Here is a 19,115-nt window from a genome sequence, read left to right as displayed (position 1 = left end):
CGCTCCCACATTTTGCAACTGCGCCCTGGAGCAATGGTGCTTGTGGGAGCGGGTTTACCCGCGAAGAGGCCGGTGCAGGAGAACTCAAACGGTCTTGGCGATGCGCCCGGCCAGCAACGCCCAGCCCAGCAACAGCACACAGAGGATCGCCAGCGGCCACGAGCGCCACTGCAGGTAAGGTGTCAATTGCTGCATCGGCACTACCTCGCCATACAGCACCGCCTGCTGGAACTGCGGAATTTGCGTGGTAATGCGCCCGAACGGGTCAATCAGCGCGGTTATGCCGTTGTTGGTGGCGCGGATCATCCAGCGGCCGGCTTCCAGTGCCCGCATCTGCGCCATCTGCAGGTGTTGCAGGGGGCCGATGGAGGTGCCGAACCAGGTGTCGTTGCTGATGGTCAGCAACAGGTCGCTGCGCGCCGACAGGCTCGCCGCGAACTCGGGGTAGACCACTTCGTAGCAGATGTACGGCGCGATCTGGTAACCCTTGGCCTGCAACAGCGGCTGGTCTTCGGGGCCCCGGGCAAAGTCCGACATGGGCAGGTTGAAGAACTCGATCGCGCCACGCAGCATGTCTTGCAGCGGCACATACTCGCCAAACGGCACCAGTTTCTGCTTGAGGTAGGTGCCGTCGCCTTCGCCGGTCACGGTGATGCCGTTGTAATAGCGGCGTTGGTGGTGCACCACCTCACGTACGGGGACGCCGGTAATCAACGCCGAATGCCGCTCGGCGGCAAAGCGGCCCATCACGTCGATGTAGCCCTGGGCCTGGTCCTTGAGCACCGGCACCGCGGTTTCGGGCCAGATCAGCAGGTCTACGGGCTTCGAGGTGAAGGTCATGTCGCGGTACAGCGCCAGCTGAGCGTCGATGTGCGCGGGGTCCCATTTCACCTCCTGCTCGACGTTGCCTTGGATGGCGGCCACCTTGAGCGGATCACCCGCAGGCTTGGTCCAGGCGTGCCCCTTGAGGGCCATGCCCAGTACCCAGGGGGCGAGCAGCAGCACGCCGGCGACGGCCAGGAACGAGGGCCGGGCGCGTAGCCGATGCAGGTTGCACAGCAAGGCAGCGCTAAGCGCCAGGGTGAAGGAAATCAGCCACACGCCGCCTAGCGGCGCCAAGCCCGCCAAGGGGCCATCGAGCTGGCTGTAGCCCGCATAAAGCCAGGGGAAGCCGGTCAGGAACCAGCCCCGGAAGGCCTCTTGCAACAGCCACAGGGCAGCGAAGCACAAGGCATCGGCCAGCGGCGCCTCGTTGCGCCGCAGCCAGCGCGCCCATAGCCACGTGGGCAGGGCGAAGAACCAGGCAAGGGCGGCGAAGAAGGCCAGCAGCAGCAGGATCGCCAGCAGCGGCGAAGCGCCGCCGTAGGTGTTCATGCTGACGTAGATCCACCAGGTGCCGGCGCCGTACAGGCCAAAGCCGAAACACCAGCCGCGGCCCATGGCCTGGCGCGGGCTGAGCTCGCGCAGGCCAAGGTAAAGCAGGGCGATGGACAACAGGGCCAGCGGCCAGATGTTGAACGGCGCCAGGGCCAGGAGGGTGGAAGCGCCGGCCGCCATGGCCAGCAGGTTACCGGGCCAGCCGGGGCGGGTGATCCAACGCATGATTGTCCTTAGCGGGTGATCGGTGTCAGGCGCAGCAGGTGAATCCGCCGGCTGTCGGCATTGAGAATGCGGAACTTGTAGGCACCGATCTCGGTGGTTTCGTTGCGCTTGGGCAGGTGCCCGAACGCGCTCATCACCAGGCCGCCCACGGTGTCGAATTCGTCATCGGAGAAGGTGCTGTCGAAGAACTCGTTGAAGTTCTCGATCGGGGTCAGCGCCTTGACCAGGAAGTCGCCGCTGGGCAGCGGCTTGATGTAGCTGTCTTCCTCGACGTCGTGTTCGTCCTCGATGTCACCGACGATCTGTTCGAGCACGTCCTCGATGGTCACCAGGCCTGCCACACCGCCGTATTCGTCGATGACGACGGCCATGTGGTTATGGTTGGCGCGGAACTCGCGCAGCAGCACGTTCAGGCGCTTGGACTCCGGCACGAAGGTGGCCGGGCGCAGCAGGTCCTTGATGTTGAAGCTGTCGCCGTTCTCTTTGAGGATCAGCGGCAGCAGGTCCTTGGCGAGCAGGATGCCCAGCACATCATCGTGGCTTTCGCCGATCACCGGGTAGCGCGAGTGCGCGGCGTCGATCACCGCCGGCAGGAACTCGCGAGGCGATTGGCTGGCCTTGATGCTGATCATTTGCGAGCGCGGCACCATGATGTCGCGCACCTGCAGGTCAGCAACCTGGATAGCGCCTTCGACAATGGTCAGCGCTTCGCTGTCGAGCAGCTTGTTCTGATGGGCTTCGCGCAGCAGCTCAAGGAGCTCCTGGCGGTTTTTCGGCTCATGGGCAAAAGCCTGGGTCAGTTTACCCAGCCAGGACTTTTGCCCGTTGCTCGATCGATCTTCGCTCATGGCGGTTCTCGTGATCCTTGCAGTATCAGTGTGTGATGGTTTCGTCTTCATCGTCGGCATACGGGTCAGGGTGACCCAGTTCTGCCAGCAATTCTCGTTCCAGGGCTTCCATTTCCTCGGCTTCGTCATCGTCGATGTGGTCGTAGCCGAGCAAGTGCAGGCAGCCGTGGATGACCAGGTGCGCCCAGTGGGCTTCCAGGGTTTTGCCCTGTTCGGCGGCCTCGCGCTCGACCACCGCCACGCAGATCACCAGGTCGCCCAGCAGGGGGATATCGAGCAGGTCATCAGGCACGTCGGCCGGGAACGACAGCACATTGGTCGCGTAGTCCTTGTGCCGGTAGGTGTGGTTCAGCTCGCGGCCTTCGGCTTCGTCGACCAGGCGGATGGTCATCTCCGAGTCGGCGCTGCGCTGGCGCAGGGCCAGCTCGCACCAGCGGCGGAAGGCAGCATCGTCAGGGGCGGCGGCGTCCGTGGCCCGTTGCAAGTCAAGTTCAAGCATCTTTGCCGGGTGCCTCTGGCTTGGCCTGACGGCCTTCGAAGCGGTCGTAGGCCTCGACGATGCGTTGCACCAGTGGGTGACGAACCACATCTTTGGGTTGGAAATGGGTAAAGCTGATACCCGGAACGTCCCGGAGCACCTCGATCACGTGCGCCAGGCCCGACTTCGTGCCACGGGGCAGGTCGACCTGGGTGATGTCACCGGTGATCACCGCCGTCGAGCCGAAGCCGATGCGGGTGAGGAACATCTTCATCTGCTCGAGCGTGGTGTTCTGGCTTTCGTCGAGGATGATGAAGCTGTTGTTCAGGGTACGGCCACGCATGTAGGCCAGCGGGGCGATCTCGATCACCTGGCGCTCGATCAGCTTGGCCACGTGTTCGAAGCCCAGCATTTCGTACAGGGCGTCGTACAGCGGGCGCAGGTACGGGTCGATCTTCTGTGCCAGGTCACCGGGCAGGAAGCCGAGCTTTTCGCCCGCTTCGACTGCTGGGCGTACCAGCAGGATGCGGCGCACTTGCTCGCGCTCCAGGGCATCTACGGCACAGGCCACGGCCAGGTACGTCTTGCCGGTACCGGCCGGGCCGATGCCGAAGTTGATGTCGTTGGCCAGGATTTCCTTGACGTACCGCTGCTGGTTGACACCGCGCGGGCGAATGTTGCCCTTGCGCGTGCGCAACGAGACGCTGACCTCGTTGACCGCCGGGTTGTCGATGTTCTCGACGGTCGATTCCTGCAGGTACAGGTGGACCGTTTCTGGCGACAAGTCGGTGGCCTTGGCCTCGCGGTAGAGGCGGCGCAGCAGTTGCTCGGCAGCGGAGGTGGTCTTGGGTTCGCCGATCAGTTCGAACTGATTGCCGCGGTTGCGGATCTCGATGGCCAGGCGTTGCTCGATGAGGCGCAGGTGCTCGTCGAACTGGCCGCACAAGTTGGCGAAACGGTGGGCCTCGAAAGGTTCGAGGATGAAACGATGAGGTTCTATGGGTGCGTTCAAGGTCGTTTTTAGCCGCCCGACGGCAATGGGTGTGAGCTCAAGAATAACCCTTGAATGGCAGTGGCGAAAGCACTGAAACGATCAAGGGTTGGCACAAGGTATGTAGTGCCTGTTCTGGCCCCTTCGCGGGCAAGCCCGCTCCCACAGGTACTGAACCGTTTTGCAGGTGGGTGCATACCTGTGGGAGCGGGTTTACCCGCGAAGAGGCCGGCACTGCTATGATGCGCACCTTTTCTTACGCATGTGTTATCCCGCCAACCATGAGCAAACGCGAACCCGCCATCTATAAAGTGATCTTCCTCAACCAGGGGCAGGTCTTCGAGATGTATGCCAAGCAGATCTACCAGAGCGACCTGTGGGGCTTCCTGGAAATCGAGGAGTTCGTCTTCGGCGAGCGCACCCAGGTGGTGGTCGACCCCAGCGAAGAGAAGCTCAAGAGCCAGTTCGAGGGCGTGATCCGCAGCTTCGTGCCGATGCATTCGATCGTGCGCATCGACGAGGTCGAGCGCTTGGGCACCGCGAAGATCAGCGAGGCCAAGGGCGGCGGCAATGTGATGCCGTTCCCCATGCCGATGCCAGAGAAGTAGGGCGTTTCAGGGAAGTGGCGAGAACGGCGAGCGCCCTTCGGCGTTCTGCAGTTCAAGCAGGTACTTGCGGAAGATCTGGCCGAGCACCTGGGTCGCGTGTTCCAGCTCGTCGCGGGGCATCTGCTCGGTCACTTCGTCGGCCATGTCCAGCGCATCTTCAGCGCCGTTGACCGCCGCCATCTTCAGCAGAATGTAGGCCTGCACGTTATTGGCCTTGACCCCTTCGCCGCGGAAGAACATGGCGCCAAGCCGGTATTGGGCCTGGGCGTGGCCTTGCAACGAGGCCTGCTGAAACCAGTTCAGGGCCTTGTTCAGGTCTTTGGGCGTCTGGGTGTAGTAGTACTCGCCCAGTTCGAACTGCGCCTGGGCATCCCCCGTCGTCGCCGTCTGCTCGCAGGCCTTGAGGGCATTGGCGAGGTCTTCTGGCTGAACATTCAGGGTGCAGCGGCTCGTCGCTGGAATCAGCAATGAGTTACCACCCTCCGCCAGGGCCAGCAGGGGCTGTAGAAGCAACAGGCAGCCCAGGGTCAGGGCGCGGCCGGTGCGGTTCATGGGGATCGACTTACCTCTGCAAAGCTGCGGCCAATGTCTCTGGTGGCACATTATGGGATAAGCAGCGCCAACCTTACAAAGTTTTACGCGAAATTCTGTCGGGTTGGGGAAGTCAGCTGATTGTGTAGGAGCGGCCTTACGTCGCGAAAGGGCTGTAAGGGCGCTCCTACAGGGGCAAATGTGGCGGTTTACTTCAGTACAGCAAAGGCCTTTTCAGCGGCATCCAGGGTGATCTGCAGCTCCTTGTCGCCATGGGCGATGGAGGTGAAGCCCGCCTCGAACGCGCTTGGCGCCAGGTACACGCCACCGTCGAGCATCAGGTGGAAGAAGCGCTTGAAGCGATCCGCATCGCTGGCCATCACGTCGTCGAAGGTGACGATGTCATCGGCGCCGCTGAAGTACAGGCCGAACATGGCACCCGCCTGCGTGGTGACGAACGGTACGCCAGCGGCATCGGCACGCTGTTGCAGGCCGTCGAGCATGCGGCTGGTGAAATCGGTCAGTTCGGCGTGGAAGCCTGGGCGCCTGATCAGTTTCAGCGTGGTCAGGCCGGCGGCCATGGCCAGCGGGTTGCCCGACAGGGTACCGGCCTGGTAGACCGGGCCCAGCGGGGCGATGCAGCCCATGATCTCGCGCTTGCCGCCGAAGCAGCCGACCGGCATGCCGCCGCCGACGATCTTGCCGAAGGTCGACAGGTCAGGGGTGATGCCATAGTAGCCTTGAGCGCCGCCCAGCGAGACGCGGAAGCCGGTCATCACTTCGTCGAAGATCAACACCACGCCGTGCTTGTCGCACTGCTCGCGCAGGCCTTCGAGGAAGCCCGGGGCTGGCGGTACGCAGTTCATGTTGCCGGCCACCGGCTCGACAATGATGCACGCCACGGTCTGGCCGACGTCAGCCAGGGTTTTTTCGACCGCGGCAATGTCGTTGAACGGCAGGGTCAGGGTGTGTTTGGCGAAGTCCGCCGGCACGCCTGCCGAGCTTGGCACGCCCTGGGTCAGAAGGCCCGAGCCGGCTTTCACCAGCAGGCTGTCGGAGTGGCCGTGGTAGCAGCCTTCGAACTTGATGATGGCGTCGCGGCCAGTGTAGCCACGGGCCAGGCGGATGGCGCTCATGGTGGCTTCGGTGCCCGAGCTGACCATGCGGACCATTTCCATCGACGGCACGAGCGAGCAGACCAGGTCGGCCATCTCGGTTTCCATGGCGGTCGGCGCGCCGTAGGACAGGCCATGTTGCAGCTGGTTGCGCACCGCATCGAGCACTTCAGGGTGGCCGTGGCCGAGGATCATCGGGCCCCAGGAACCCACGTAGTCGACGTAGCGCTTGTCGTCTTCGTCAACGACATAGGCGCCTTCGGCGTGCTTGAAGAACAACGGCGTGCCGCCAACGCTCTTGAACGCGCGGACGGGCGAGTTGACGCCGCCCGGGATGTGCTTCTGGGCTTGGGCGAACAGGGTTTCGGAACGGGACATGGGATCTTCTCTCGAAATCAGGAAGCGAACAGGGCGTTGAAGGCACGGGCGCGGCGGGTGACTTCCTGCGCGCTATCGGTACCAAACAGGCCGTGGATCACCGCCAGCAGGTCGGCGCCATGGGCGACCAACGGGGCAGCGTTGTCGAGGGTGACGCCGCCGATCACGGCGATCGGCAGCTTGACCTGGGCGCGGGCCTGTTCCAGCAGGTCGAGGCTGGCGGCCGGTGCGCCCGGCTTGGTCACGGAGTTGAAAAAGCGACCGAAGGCCACATAGCTGGCGCCTTCGCTGGCGGCCTGGCGGGCCAGGTCGAGCTGCGCGTGGCAGGTCGAGCCGATGATGGCCTCGCGGCCCAGCAACGCCCGGGCCGGGGTCAGCGGGCCGTCGGTCTGGCCCAGGTGCACGCCGACACCCAGGCGTGCGGCCAGTTCGGCGTCGTCGTTGATGATCAGCTGGGTGTCGTAGCGCTCGCACAGTTGCTTCAAGGCTTCGGCTTCGCGCAGGCGACGCGCGGCGTCGTCACTCTTGTCGCGGTACTGCAACAGTCGCACCCCGCCGTCCAGGGCCGCTTCTACATGGGACAGAAAACGGCCGGCGAGCAGCTGGCTGTCGGTGATTGCGTACAGACCGCGTAGCTTCATCTGAAAGCCTCGTATCAGGAGCAGAAATCCAGGGGCAGGCGGCGCGGCACGTACTGGCCCTTGCCCAGTTGCTCGGCGTCACGCAGGGTGCGCCAGGTGTAGTCCAGGGCGCTGCGCACAGCGCTTTGCAGTGCTTCGCCCAGGGCCAGTCGGCCGGCCAGGGCGCTGGCCAGGGTGCAACCGGAACCGTGGTAGCTGCCTGGCAGGCGTTGGCAGGTCCAGGTCAGGCGTTGGCCATCGCGGCTGTACAGGCGGTTGTGGATTTCGTCTTCGTCGCCGTGACCCCCGGTAATCAACAGGTGTCTACAGAACGGCAACAGTTTCTCGGCACACTCGTCGGCAGTGCCTTCAGGCAGCTCGGCGAGAATGCGCGCTTCCGGCAGGTTCGGCGTGGCGATGGTCGCCAGCGGCAGCAGGCGTTCGCGCACGGCGTAGCCCACTTCGTCCTTGCCCAGGCGGCCACCGCCACCGGCACGCAGGACCGGGTCGCAGACCAGCGGCAGGTGCGGGTGGGCGGCAAGCAGTTCGGCGACGGTGTCGACCATGTCGATCGAACCGAGCATGCCCAGCTTGACGGCCGCTACCGTGGAGTCAGCCAGCACGGCGTTGGCCTGGGCCAGCACCCACTCGCGGTCGAGCACGCGGAAGTCGGAAACATTGACGGTATCCTGGACGGTCAGGGCGGTCACCGCGGGTGCGGCGTGACAGCCTTGGGCGATCAGGGCTTCGATATCTGCCTGCAAGCCGGCGCCGCCACTGGGGTCGTGGCCGGAGAGACAGAGGACAACGGGGCGGGAGCTGTAGGTATTCATGGGCGGCGAGCTTACCACCAAACCCATTTGTGGGGATCGTCCTACAAACGAGTTTTGCTGATCGACTGGTCAGATTCAGGTGTGTTGTTCTGCTGAAAGTATTGATTTAGAGCCTTTTGGCCGCAATTCGAGATGGCCGATTGCCAGGTAGGAAAGCTATGCTAGAGTGCTCGGATAACTCGACAAACGGGTTCTGCCGGATTACGTCGTCTCAAACGGATGGGAGGCAACCGCGACGCGACCGGACAGGCCATGCTGGGGCTGTATGCGCTATTTGCTGATTGTGCTTCTGGGCTTGTTGCCCGTGCTGGCCGTTGCGGTCGACTTCGACGACGCTACCCGCCATCTTCCGCTGGGCGAAACCCTTCAGGTCTTCGAAGACCCTGATGGCAGTACCAGCATTGCCCAAGTCAGTGAGCCCACGTTCGCCAAGCACTTTCGGGCCCATCACGAGCCTGTGTTGAACGCTGGTTATTCCACGTCGGTGTTCTGGTTGAAGATCGACCTGCGGTACCTGCCGTCGGCCACTGCCACCCCCCGCCAATGGCTGCTGGAACTGGCCTATCCACCTCTGGATCACCTCGAGTTGTACCTGCCCGACAGCACCGGTACTTACCGCCTGGCCCAGCGCACGGGCGACGCCTTGCCTTACGCCAGCCGGCAGATCCGGCAGAACAACTACCTGTTCGAGTTGCCGCTGCCCCCAGGCCAGGCGACCACCGTGTACCTGCGCTTGCACAGCCAGGGTTCGGTGCAGGCGCCGCTGGCGCTATGGTCGGCCGAGGCCTACATGGAGGACCAGCCCACGCGCCTGTACGTATTGGGCATGATCTACGGCGTGTTGCTGGTGATGCTGGTGTACAACCTGTTCATCTACCTCAGCGTGCGGGATGTCAGCTACCTCTACTACATCCTCTACATCGCCTCGTTCGGTCTTTATCAGGTTTCGGTGAACGGTGCGGGGGTCGCCTACTTCTGGCCGGACAGCCCCTGGTGGGCGAATGCCTCGACGCCCTTGTTCATTGGCGCTGCCGGTTTGTTCGGCTGCCAGTTCGCCCGGCATTTTCTGCAATTGGGCAAGATCAGCCGTGGCTTCGACCGGTTGTTGCAACTGTTGATGCTGGGCGGCGGGCTGGTGATGGTACTGGCCGTGAGCATGCCGTATGGCATCGCCCTGCGCATGGCCACGGTGCTGGCGTTGCTGTTCACCGTCAGCATCTTTGCCGCTGGCGTGTATGCCTGGTCGCGCGGTTTGCGGGTGGCGCGCTGGTTCATCATCGCCTGGTCGGCGTTTTTGCTGGGCGGGCTGGTCAACACCTTGATGGTGCTCGGTTACCTGCCGAACGTGTTTATCACGATGTATGCCAGCCAGTTGGGCTCGGCGCTGGAGGTGGCGCTGCTGTCGCTGGCGCTGGCCGACCGTATCAACAGCCTGCGCGAGCAACAGGCGCAGACCCTGCGTGAAACCGGTCGAACCCTGGAGCAGTTGAACCTGCAACTGGCCAGGAGCAACCGCTTGAAGGACGAGTTCCTGGCCACGGTCACCCATGAACTGCGCACCCCGATGAATGGTGTGATCGGCTCGCTGGAGCTGATGCACACCCTGCCGATGGAGGCCGAAATGGCCCAGTACCATCGCACAGCGGTCACGTCGGCGCAGAGCATGATGGACATGGTCGACGACATCCTCACCCTCTCCGAGCTGCAGGGCGGCCGCTTGCGTGTGCAGGCCGCGCCCTTCAGCCTGCGTAACATGCTGCAAGGCTTGCGAGCCGCGCACGCTGGCCAGGCGCTGGGCAAAGGGTTGTACCTGAGCCTGGACATACCTGCCGATCTGCCTGACGCGCTGCTGTCCGATGCGCAAAAACTGGCCCGTTGCCTGGGTTGCCTGCTGGACAACGGCCTGAAGTTCACCGATCAGGGCGGGGTCATGCTGCAGGTGCGCGGCCAGCGCCTGGGGCCGGACAACCTGGCGCTTACCTTTACGGTCAGTGACAGTGGCATCGGCTTCGATGATCTCGACCAGGCCACGCTTTATCAGCGTTTTTTCCAGGTTGATGGTTCCATGACCCGGCGTTATGGCGGGCTGGGCATCGGCTTGTCGATTTGCAGGCAGATGGGCGAGTTGCTGGGGGCCACGCTGTCGCATGAGTCAACGCGCGGGTTGGGGAGCCGGTTCGAGTTGACGATGAAAGTCGCGATATCGCAGGTGCAGTTGCCTCCGCACTCGCAGCAGACGCGTCGCTCCTTCTAGTAGTAGGTGTATCGATAGCGGGCACGATGCGTTTGGGGCTGACAGGCGCCCGCCACGGGAGGTATAGCGCCTGGGAAATCGAGCGCCGCCCGCGCGGCGCTTCGCAGCACAAGGCTGCTCCTACATTTCTTCCGGGCCAGTTATTCCGCGCGATCCCTTGGTGCATGGCGCGATATCGTGTCGGACCAACAAGGCGGTCGCGCGCCGCCCTCACAGGCGTGACTGGCCCGAAACAGATGTAGGAGCAGCCTTGTGCTGCGAAGCGCCGCGCGGGCGGCGCTCGATCTCACAGGCGCTAAATGTGTTGTTGCATTGAAGCCGAGGTGGTTGGCAGTTCGGCTTGACGTTTCTCGGGAGTCTGCATTGTATTTTCTCTGCAGTGGCTATATTAAAAAGTAATTGATAGTAAGCCAGATAAATCCGATGGTGCTCGTCCATGAAACGACAACTAATTTTGTTCTCAGATTGCTGGGTAGTTGATCGTAGTCTCGTGCATCCAGTATGCCTCTGCGGATGCTGGACTTGGGGAATGTAATGGCGCCAGTGATCATAAAAATCACCAAAAGCCTCGAGCGTATATTTTTTTCACCCCAAAGCGCGACGGCATAGGAAAGGCATTTGCTCCGGGAGAGCGCTTTGGCCATTTTTGCATATTGACTAGAGCAAGCGATGTGAAGGTCAGATACAAGCCCGATCAAGGCGAGGCAGAAAGGAGTGCCTAACAAAAATAGCCTTAGTTTTACGTCAAGGTGATCAATCATTTCCAGAGTCCTCGAAGATTAATTCTCCATGTTTCGTGCCGGCAACGCTACTAGCCAAAGCACCTGCGCACGAAATCACTATTCCGCATGCGAAAGCGTCATTGATCGGGCTACATCGCTTTCTTGAAGTATAAATAGCTCGCAAATGCTAATGCTGCTCCAGCGAACATCAACAGTTCGGCTGATTTTAGTTGGTGTTTTAGTTTTTTAGGGAAGTTTTCTACCTCGCGCTTGTCCAATTTGTTCAAACGGATGTGAATTGCATAGGTTGGCCAGCTCAGCAGGCAGCCAATTGCGCAGGCGAGCCAGAATCGTCCTTTCAAGCCAAGAGATTTGAAGGGAGTGGTAATGGAATTCAGATAATAGCTGCTCGACAGTGACGTCAGCATGGTTTCAAGGTTTTTGGTCCAGGCCAGCCTAGCAATCATGAATATCCCTAGGAATATCATGAGCCAAGGAGCCAGTAGCGCGACTATTTTCCAGGCGAAGGGGTGGTTTACTATTTTTAGAATTATATCCATTCTACTCGTCCCGAGGTCGCATTGGCTCTGTGATTTCAAAGACTACCTCGCCGACTTCTTCGCCGGCGGCCATTCCACCCACACTACCAGCCATTGATCCCGCACCTGTTATAGCAATACTGCAAACGGCTGCTCCAATGGGCCCAAAGCCCACGCAAGCTACGATAGCCAGCCTACTGGCTATTGCTCCGGTTATGACGCCACCTGCTACCCCACCCAAAAAATTTCCAGTTTCTTTTAATCTGATTTTTTTGCAGCTCTCAGTATCACCTGCTCGGCAAGCCTCCTTGATTTTTAACAGTGAACTACCACCGCCGAGCGCCATGCCTATATGTCCCCCAGCTTTCAGGTATTTCGACATGCTTGCCAACTTATCCAGGTGGGTTGAATACCCCGGAATCTGCCCCGGTGCTCCAGCTTTGCTCCAATGATGAACAAGGCTCCGGCTGGATATCCCCAATCCTCGACGCAGGGTGTCGTAACTACCAAGCTCCATACGCTTGTTAAGATAACTTACCCTCAGCTTGGCATTCAGTTGCCGGAACAGTTCTTTACGCTCGGCGAAGAACTCCGCGCTGCGCAGGTGTCCATGCTTCGAGAACTGCTGCTGATGCAGCTTTTCGATATTGCGCAGTGTGGTGCCTAGTTCATCTAGCGATTTGGCCATCATCGCCTCGCTCACCCCCATCGCCAGGCTTACATCGCTAAGCAAACCGGCAATCTCGGCCTGGTGACGCATCATGAAGTTGGCTTCTTCGGGTGTCAGCTCTGCCAAGGCTTCACGTGCAAGTTCCGCCGCACTCATCGCGTGCATTTCCTGGCGAGTGCAGGCGTGGCCGTTCCGTGGATCGCCGATAATGAAAATTTCGCCGGCTTTGAAGCCTTGTTGATAAGTCGGGTTGAGCCTTTTCAACATGGCATCCGGCAGTACCGATTGTGTATCACTCAGCCTAGTTAGCACCTGGTCGTACGACATGCTGCGTGGAATGATGTAAAAGCCTGGCTCTAGCTCTGGCAGCCTGGCAGCTGCGGGCTGGTTAGCATGACGGGTGGCTGTGCTGCTGTTTGTTTGAGAGGCAGCCTGAGGTGTGGGCAATTTGACTGATGTACTTCGGGGATGAGGTCGCTGGTGCATGGGCGCGACTACCCGATTGCTGCCTATGGGGCAACCGCACTGGACCAGTGCGCCATCCACGGCGGTCGGTACCCCGTCCTGCTTCCATCGACGTTCGCCTTCAACGATGGTCCCTTCGTTACCGCAGAGTGGGCAGGGTGTTGTTTTGTCGCCCACCAGCAGCCAGCCGCTCCCGTGTACACGCCCACGTGCCTGGCCGGCGATACAGATGGCACCGGTGGTGGTCTGGTCGCCGTCGAGTCCCTGGCCTTTGCCAAGGATGTTCATACGCTGGCTCATGGTTCGACGCTTCCTAAAAGGGTGGAAGCCCGAACCTAGCACTCTGGAAACGGCACATTTCACTGGAAGAATGGTTTAGGAAACCTCCTACACGAAATGCAGATTTGGATGTCGTCCGATAATCACCGCCGCAGCCAAATGCCATCCCGATTAGTCATTTTTGTCACTTTGACTGACCCCCAGGGAGTGCTTCACTGGGACTTTCAGGCCTGCACGGATCCAGGAGCTGCCAATGAACCTGCACCAGTACGCTGAAACCCACGAAGTCACCAACCAGCCGCCGTCCCTCGACGGCGCCAACCTGTATCGCCTTGACCAACCCTTACAGGAGTGGTCGCGGCGTTTTGGCGCTGGCTGGGCCGAGTCGCGGATCGATGCGTACGGTGCCTTGGCCGGTGGGCCGCTGATGGCTGCGGGCTTCTTGGCCAACGCGCACAAGCCCGAATTCAGCAGCCACGACCGTTATGGCCATCGTATTGACCTGGTCGAGTTTCACCCGGCCTATCACGAACTGATGCGTACCGCGGTCGAACATGGACTGCCCTCATTGCCATGGGCAGAACCCCGCGCCGGTGCCCACGTAGCGCGGGCTTCGATGACTTACCTGCACAGCCAGGCCGAAGCTGGCACTGGCTGCCCGCTGACCATGACCTTCGCCGCCGTGCCGGCGCTGCGCCTTCAGCCCGAACTGGCCGAGTACTGGCTGCCGAAAATCCTGGCCTGCGAATATGACCCGCGCAACGTCGGGGACCGGCACAAGGCCGGGGTTACCCTGGGCATGGCCATGACCGAGAAGCAGGGCGGCACCGACGTGCGTGCCAATACCACGCGGGCCTACCCGGTCGGTACGCCGGGCCCTGGCCAGGCGTATGAACTGGTCGGGCACAAGTGGTTTTGCTCGGCGCCGATGTGCGATGCCTTTCTTACCCTGGCCCAGACCGAAAAAGGCCTGAGCTGCTTCCTGTTGCCCCGCCATCGCCCAGATGACAACCGCAACCAGTTCTATATCCAGCGCTTGAAAAACAAGCTGGGCAACAGCTCCAATGCGTCCAGTGAAGTCGAGTTTCGGGGCGCCCTGGCGTGGATGGTGGGTGAAGAAGGGCGGGGTGTGCCGACCATTATCGAGATGGTCGCCATGACCCGTTTCGACTGCATGGTCGGCTCCAGTGCCCTGATGCGCCAGGCCCTCACCCAGGCCGCCCATCATTGCGCGTTCCGTAAGGTCGGCGGCCGGGTATTGAACGAGCAGCCGCTGATGCAGAACGTGCTGGCCGACCTGGCGCTGGAGAGCGAGGCGGCGCTGGCCCTGAGCCTGCGCATGGGGCAGGCCCTGGAGCAGCTCGATGACCCGCAGCAGGCGCATTTTGCCCGGCTGGTCACAGCGGTGGGCAAGTACTGGATCTGCAAGCGTGCCCCGGCAATGATCAACGAGGCCGCCGAATGCCTGGGCGGGGCCGGGTACGTCGAAGACAGCATCCTGCCGCGGTTGTACCGCGAAGCACCGGTCAACTCGACCTGGGAAGGCTCGGGCAATGTGCAGTGCCTGGATGTGTTGCGGGCGTTGTCCAAGGAGCCGGGGGTGCTGGACGCGCTGTTCACCGAGCTGGGTGATGGCCATGGCGACCCACGGCTGGCTGCGCACATTGGCAACCTCAAGGGGGCGTTCGCCGACACCGCCGACATCCAGTACCGCGCCCGTCAGCTGACCGAGGACATTGCACTGGCGCTGCAGGCCAAGCTGCTGCTGGAGGCGGGTAATGCGGTGGTCAGCGATGCGTTCATCGGCAGCCGCCTGGCCGCTGGTGGTCGGGCCTATGGCGCGCTGCCGCGGGGTGTGGATGTGCAGGCGCTGGTGGCAAGGGCCACGCCGGTCTGGCAAGACTGATCAATGGGGGTGTATTTACCCACGAAGGCAGGCAAGATGGTCCACATGCATGTCCAGACAGGAAGCACAGTGTGAGCCACGCTTTTGTAGTCGTTGATACCCCAGAACAGGCCGTCGACCGTCTGGCGGCCCTGCATGAACAGGCCACCGGTGCCCTCAGCCAAGCCCTCAAGCGCTACCTCAAGGACCGAACCGAGCCCGATGCCGACGAGCGCGGGCTGTTCCGTTATCCCGCGCTGCGCCTGACCTATTACAGCCAGGGTGAAGTCGCGGCCACCACGCGTGCCTACGCCAAGGTCCAGGTCGCCGGCACCTACAGCGTCACCGTCACCCAGCCAGCCGCGTTCCGTGGCTATCTGCTCGAGCAATTGCGCCCGCTCATGCACGACTACACCGTGACAGTGGAAGTGGGTGTGAGCGAGCAGAACATCCCGTACCCGTACGTGGTCGACCAGGGCGACGAACTGGCCGGCAGCGGCATCACCGCCGCCCAGCTGGCACGGGTGTTCCCCAGCACTGACCTGTCGGCAGCCACCGACAATATCGCCGATGGCCTGTACGACTGGGACAGCACCGAAACCCTGCCGCTGGCGTTGTTCGATGCCGCGCGTGTCGACTTCTCGCTGCGTCGCCTGGTGCACTACACCGGCAGCGACTGGCGGCATGTACAGCCGTGGATTTTGCTGACCAACTACCACCGCTATGTCGACCAGTTCATCAGCCATGGCCTTGAGCAACTGCGTGACGACCCGCGTTTCGTGCGCATGGTGCTGCCGGGCAACGTGGTGATCGAAAAAGGCATGGACCATGGCGAAACCCAGGCCCTGGTGGCCAGCGTGGTCTGGCACCGTTACCAGATGCCGGCCTACCACCTGATCGCCGCCGACGGCGACGGCGTGACCTTGGTCAACATCGGCGTCGGCCCTTCCAATGCCAAGAACATCACCGACCACCTGGCCGTGCTGCGCCCGCACTGCTGGCTGATGATCGGCCACTGCGGCGGCCTGCGTCAGTCGCAGACCATCGGTGACTATGTGCTGGCGCACGCCTACATGCGGCGCGACGGCATTCTTGACCGTGTGGTGCCGCCAAACATTCCGATCCCGGCCCTGGCCGAGGTGCAGATGGCCTTGCAAGAGGCAGCAGCACAAGTGACCGGTGAACGCGGCGAACAGCTGAAAAAGCGCCTGCGCACCGGCACTGTGTTGACCTACGATGACCGTAACTGGGAACTGCGCTGGGCCCAGGAGCGGCCATTGATCAACCTGTCACGTGCGGTGGCGGTGGACATGGAGAGTGGCACCATAGCCGCCCAAGGCTACCGCTTGCGGGTGCCGTACGGCACGTTGCTGTGTGTCTCCGACAAGCCGCTGCACAGTGAGATCAAGCTGCCAGGCTCGGCCAACGCGTTCTACAACCGGGCGGTCAGCCAGCATTTGAAGATCGGCATTGCCGCCCTCGACCTGCTACGTACCGAGCTCAATTCGTTGCACTCGCGTAAACTGCGCAGCTTCGATGAGCCGCCGTTCCGCTGAGGATCCATGCCCCTGCCACCCCGTTCCAAGCCGCGCCGCCCTCAGGCGCGGCCTGCCGACCCGCGTCGCCAGCCCAAGGCGCCGCCGGCCGAGCCACGCCTGATCCTGTTCAACAAGCCGTTCGACGTGCTGACCCAGTTCAGCGATGGTGAAGGGCGCGCGACCCTCAAGGACTTCATCGACATCCCGGGCGTCTACCCGGCCGGGCGCCTGGACCGCGACAGTGAAGGCCTGCTGCTGCTGACCAACCATGGCGGCCTGCAGGCGCGCATCGCCGACCCCAAGCACAAGCTGGCCAAGACTTACTGGGTACAAGTGGAGGGTGAGCCGAGCGACGAGCAGTTGCAACGCCTGCGCGAGGGGGTGATGCTCAATGACGGCCCGACCTTGCCGGCCGAGGCCCGCCGCCTGGATGAACCTGAACTGTGGCCGCGCAACCCGCCGGTACGTTTTCGCAAGAGCGTGCCGACCCATTGGCTGGAGCTGGTGATTCGCGAAGGGCGCAACCGCCAGGTGCGGCGGATGACGGCGGCGGTGGGGTTGCCTACCTTGCGCCTGGTGCGGGTGCGGATTGGCGACTGGACGTTGGACGGGTTGGACCAAGGCTGTTGGCGCGAAGTGCCAGCCAAACTACCTCGGTAGGAGCAGCCTTGTGCTGCGAAAGGGCCGGTATGTTCGACCTAGATCTTGGCGAGCGGCCAGGGGCCTCTTCGCAGCACAAGGCTGCGCCTACACCCCTTCCAGAAACGCCACCACCACGCTCTTGATGATAAAGGCCAGTACCCCAAGCCCCAGCACGAAGAACAGGATCAGGGTGCCAAACCGCCCGGCCTTGGACTTCTTCGCCAGGTCCCAGACGATAAAGCCCATGAAACCGATCAACACGGTGACGAGGATGATCATCATCCATTCTTCGAATACGGCGGGATCCATCAGTGTTCTCCAGGCTGGCTGAGCGCTCGATCATACGCCGGGCGATGAAGTATTCAACGCAGGTGGGTCAATGGAAGCTCGGTACTGGCCAGTACCTGGTTCAGCACGAAGCTCGAACGCACGCTGGTGACGCCTTCGATGCGGGTCAGGCTGCCGAGTAGCAATTTCTGATAGTGGTCCATGTCCGGTACCACCACCTTGAGCTGGTAGTCGGCGTCCATACCGGTGACCAGGCTGCATTCAAGCACCTGGGGCAAGTTGCGGATGGCGGCCTCGAAGGTCTCGAAGCGCTCTGGGGTGTGGCGGTCCATGCCGATCAGTACATAGGCGGTCAGGCTCAACCCCAGCTTCTTGCGATCGAGCAGGGCAACCTGGCGCGAGATGTAGCCGTCGTCCTCAAGTTGTTTGACCCGACGCGAGCACGGCGAAGGCGACAAGCCGATGCGTTCGGCCAGCTCCTGGTTGGAAATGCGCGCATCGCGCTGCAGTTCGGCGAGGATGCTCAGGTCGTAGCGGTCAAGTTTGCTCATGGAATATGCCTTTTCTGTTCAGATTGCGGTGAATTATCAATCTAAGGTGAAAAATTGCGCAAGTGCTATTTATCTGAGCAATCTTCGCAATCCTCTGTCGCCCTCTGCCCGGTATCTTTATCCACAGAATCACTGCCCGGACATCAGTCCACGGCGACGCGCTCTAGGCGAGCGGTCGCGGCCCAGCCATCCAACAGGATCCGCCAGGCCCCCGGGCTACACACCGTCCAGAAGACGGCGTGAGGTGAGCCGGCGCCACAAGTGCCGAGCACGGACGACAATTCCCAAAGGGAGGCCCAACGGCCTCCCTTTTTTCATGTCCGCGATTTTAAGTTGCCGGTGCGGCCGGCGCGGTAGACTGGCAGCGGCTGCAGTCATTTTGATCGAGAGGGGCACCATGAAGTCGCGCATCTGGCAGTGGGCAGGTGTTGGTTTGGTTACGTTGAGCATCAGCCTTGGCGCTGTGGCGCAGGGGCCTGATGAGGGGCATGGCGGCAACGGGCCACAGGACCCGAACGGCGCTGCCGCGGGCCGGTCTCCGCTCAACTCGCGCGACGAAGTACGCCAGACGCAGCCCCCGCGCCAGGGCTATTACCAGGACATCCCCCGGCACAATGGCGATAACCGCTATTGGCAAGCCGGTGGGCCGGGGCAGCGGCCGGGCGGTGACTGGCAGGGGCGCCCGGACGGCCATGGCAATGGCTGGGGGCCAGGGCCGCAGTATCGCCCAGGGCAGACCATCGACCGCTTCCCGGATCGCCACTGGAAGGTGCCTTACCGCGGGCACGACTACTTCTATTCGGGCGGCTATTGGTATCGACCGCACGGCGGCAGTTACATCGTCGTGGCACCGCCTTATGGGGCGCGGGTGGAGTACCTGCCGGCGTATGCCCGTGAGGTTTGGCTGGGTGGGGCGCTGTTCTTCCTGGTAGCCGATACTTATTACCAGTACCTGGCGGACAGCCGCGAGTATGTGGTGGTGAACCCGCCGATGGCTGCACCCGCGCCTGTTCCACCCGCAGTTGGCGGCTACGACGTGGTGGCTTATCCAATGTATGGCCAGGGGCAGGAACAGCAGGAACAGGACCGCTACCAGTGCCACCGTTGGGCGGTGAGCCAGTCAGGCTTTGACCCGGCGACGGCAGCCTATGCACCCCCTTTGAATGTGACCGATACCTACCGGCGTGCGCTGGGGGCTTGTTTCAGCGGGCGGGGTTACAGCATCAACTGAAATTGTCGCTGAATGATCCGGCCCTATCGCCGGCAAGCCGGCTCCCA

The 19,115-nt window shown here is 62.0% G+C and carries 19 protein-coding genes; 6 read left to right on the top strand and 13 right to left on the bottom strand.

All coding sequences use genetic code 11. The features are described 5' to 3' along the window. Nucleotides 1-84: 84 nt before the first annotated feature. From lnt to AC5PZ0_RS18510, 4 genes are read right to left on the bottom strand one after another with little or no spacing between them, the layout of a single operon-like run. Nucleotides 85-1,602, bottom strand: coding sequence for an apolipoprotein N-acyltransferase (gene lnt / locus AC5PZ0_RS18525; protein ID WP_493855479.1), 1,518 nt, complete (start codon nt 1,600-1,602; stop codon nt 85-87). Nucleotides 1,603-1,610: 8 nt separating this feature from the next. Further along, nucleotides 1,611-2,450, bottom strand: a complete 840-nt coding sequence (locus tag AC5PZ0_RS18520; protein ID WP_027592624.1) for a CorC family transporter — start codon at nt 2,448-2,450, stop codon at nt 1,611-1,613. Nucleotides 2,451-2,475: 25 nt separating this feature from the next. After that, nucleotides 2,476-2,949: an rRNA maturation RNase YbeY gene (gene ybeY / locus AC5PZ0_RS18515; RefSeq protein WP_027592625.1), complete on the bottom strand. Its 474-nt coding sequence runs from the start codon at nt 2,947-2,949 to the stop codon at nt 2,476-2,478. Further along, on the bottom strand, nt 2,942-3,940 hold the full coding sequence (locus tag AC5PZ0_RS18510) for a PhoH family protein (RefSeq protein WP_027592626.1): 999 nt from the start codon (nt 3,938-3,940) through the stop codon (nt 2,942-2,944). Before AC5PZ0_RS18510 ends, ybeY begins: the two co-directional genes overlap by 8 nt. A 260-nt stretch (nt 3,941-4,200) precedes the next feature. Here AC5PZ0_RS18510 and AC5PZ0_RS18505 point away from each other — a divergent pair, with 260 nt between their 5' ends. Beyond that, entirely contained in the window at nt 4,201-4,527 is a 327-nt protein-coding gene (locus tag AC5PZ0_RS18505) for a DUF1820 family protein (RefSeq protein WP_027592627.1), read from the top strand. Between the two features lie 6 nt (nt 4,528-4,533). Here AC5PZ0_RS18505 and AC5PZ0_RS18500 read toward each other — a convergent pair whose 3' ends face one another. The 4 genes from AC5PZ0_RS18500 to AC5PZ0_RS18485 form a co-directional block, all read right to left on the bottom strand. Further along, on the bottom strand, nt 4,534-5,079 hold the full coding sequence (locus AC5PZ0_RS18500; RefSeq protein WP_027592628.1) for a tetratricopeptide repeat protein: 546 nt from the start codon (nt 5,077-5,079) through the stop codon (nt 4,534-4,536). 188 nt (nt 5,080-5,267) lie between these two features. Continuing rightward, on the bottom strand, nt 5,268-6,551 hold the full coding sequence (gene hemL, locus AC5PZ0_RS18495) for a glutamate-1-semialdehyde 2,1-aminomutase (protein ID WP_493855478.1): 1,284 nt from the start codon (nt 6,549-6,551) through the stop codon (nt 5,268-5,270). Nucleotides 6,552-6,568: 17 nt separating this feature from the next. Then, nucleotides 6,569-7,192, bottom strand: coding sequence for a thiamine phosphate synthase (thiE, locus tag AC5PZ0_RS18490; RefSeq protein ID WP_027592630.1), 624 nt, complete (start codon nt 7,190-7,192; stop codon nt 6,569-6,571). Nucleotides 7,193-7,206: 14 nt separating this feature from the next. After that, nucleotides 7,207-8,004, bottom strand: a complete 798-nt coding sequence (locus tag AC5PZ0_RS18485; RefSeq protein WP_085272375.1) for a hydroxymethylpyrimidine/phosphomethylpyrimidine kinase — start codon at nt 8,002-8,004, stop codon at nt 7,207-7,209. Between the two features lie 265 nt (nt 8,005-8,269). Here AC5PZ0_RS18485 and AC5PZ0_RS18480 point away from each other — a divergent pair, with 265 nt between their 5' ends. After that, entirely contained in the window at nt 8,270-10,258 is a 1,989-nt protein-coding gene (locus tag AC5PZ0_RS18480; protein ID WP_085272347.1) for a sensor histidine kinase, read from the top strand. Between the two features lie 383 nt (nt 10,259-10,641). On the opposite strand, the gene AC5PZ0_RS18475 is transcribed toward AC5PZ0_RS18480, so the two are convergent. The 3 genes from AC5PZ0_RS18475 to AC5PZ0_RS18465 all read right to left on the bottom strand — a co-directional run bounded on the left by AC5PZ0_RS18475 (nt 10,642) and on the right by AC5PZ0_RS18465 (nt 12,954). Further along, nucleotides 10,642-11,019, bottom strand: a complete 378-nt coding sequence (locus AC5PZ0_RS18475; protein WP_493855477.1) for a hypothetical protein — start codon at nt 11,017-11,019, stop codon at nt 10,642-10,644. A 110-nt stretch (nt 11,020-11,129) separates the two neighbouring features. Further along, entirely contained in the window at nt 11,130-11,540 is a 411-nt protein-coding gene (locus AC5PZ0_RS18470) for a hypothetical protein (protein ID WP_493855476.1), read from the bottom strand. A gap of 1 nt (nt 11,541) precedes the next feature. After that, nucleotides 11,542-12,954, bottom strand: coding sequence for a PAAR domain-containing protein (locus tag AC5PZ0_RS18465; protein ID WP_493855475.1), 1,413 nt, complete (start codon nt 12,952-12,954; stop codon nt 11,542-11,544). A gap of 232 nt (nt 12,955-13,186) precedes the next feature. On the opposite strand from AC5PZ0_RS18465, the gene AC5PZ0_RS18460 reads away from it, so the two are divergent. The 3 genes from AC5PZ0_RS18460 to AC5PZ0_RS18450 all read left to right on the top strand — a co-directional run bounded on the left by AC5PZ0_RS18460 (nt 13,187) and on the right by AC5PZ0_RS18450 (nt 17,016). Continuing rightward, complete coding sequence (locus tag AC5PZ0_RS18460) at nt 13,187-14,839, top strand: acyl-CoA dehydrogenase family protein (RefSeq protein ID WP_493855474.1); 1,653 nt, start codon at nt 13,187-13,189, stop codon at nt 14,837-14,839. Between the two features lie 71 nt (nt 14,840-14,910). Next, nucleotides 14,911-16,374: an AMP nucleosidase gene (gene amn, locus AC5PZ0_RS18455; protein WP_027592636.1), complete on the top strand. Its 1,464-nt coding sequence runs from the start codon at nt 14,911-14,913 to the stop codon at nt 16,372-16,374. Between the two features lie 6 nt (nt 16,375-16,380). Further along, the gene (locus tag AC5PZ0_RS18450; protein WP_027592637.1) at nt 16,381-17,016 is read left to right on the top strand and encodes a pseudouridine synthase; all 636 of its coding nucleotides are present in this window, start codon (nt 16,381-16,383) and stop codon (nt 17,014-17,016) included. A gap of 87 nt (nt 17,017-17,103) precedes the next feature. Here AC5PZ0_RS18450 and AC5PZ0_RS18445 read toward each other — a convergent pair whose 3' ends face one another. Continuing rightward, nucleotides 17,104-17,307, bottom strand: coding sequence for a DUF2788 domain-containing protein (locus AC5PZ0_RS18445; RefSeq protein ID WP_027592638.1), 204 nt, complete (start codon nt 17,305-17,307; stop codon nt 17,104-17,106). A gap of 53 nt (nt 17,308-17,360) precedes the next feature. After that, a complete protein-coding gene (locus tag AC5PZ0_RS18440) occupies nt 17,361-17,837 on the bottom strand; it encodes an Lrp/AsnC family transcriptional regulator (protein WP_003249795.1) in 477 nt (158 codons plus the stop codon). A gap of 397 nt (nt 17,838-18,234) precedes the next feature. Between AC5PZ0_RS18440 and AC5PZ0_RS18435 the strand changes: the two genes are divergently transcribed. Then, entirely contained in the window at nt 18,235-19,068 is an 834-nt protein-coding gene (locus AC5PZ0_RS18435; RefSeq protein WP_493855473.1) for a DUF6515 family protein, read from the top strand. Nucleotides 19,069-19,115 lie beyond the last annotated feature (47 nt).

The sequence above is a fragment of the Pseudomonas sp. 5.2 genome, assembly GCF_059025405.1.
The sequence above is the reverse complement of the archived record's forward strand: the minus strand, read 5'-3'. Positions and strand labels throughout refer to the sequence as shown.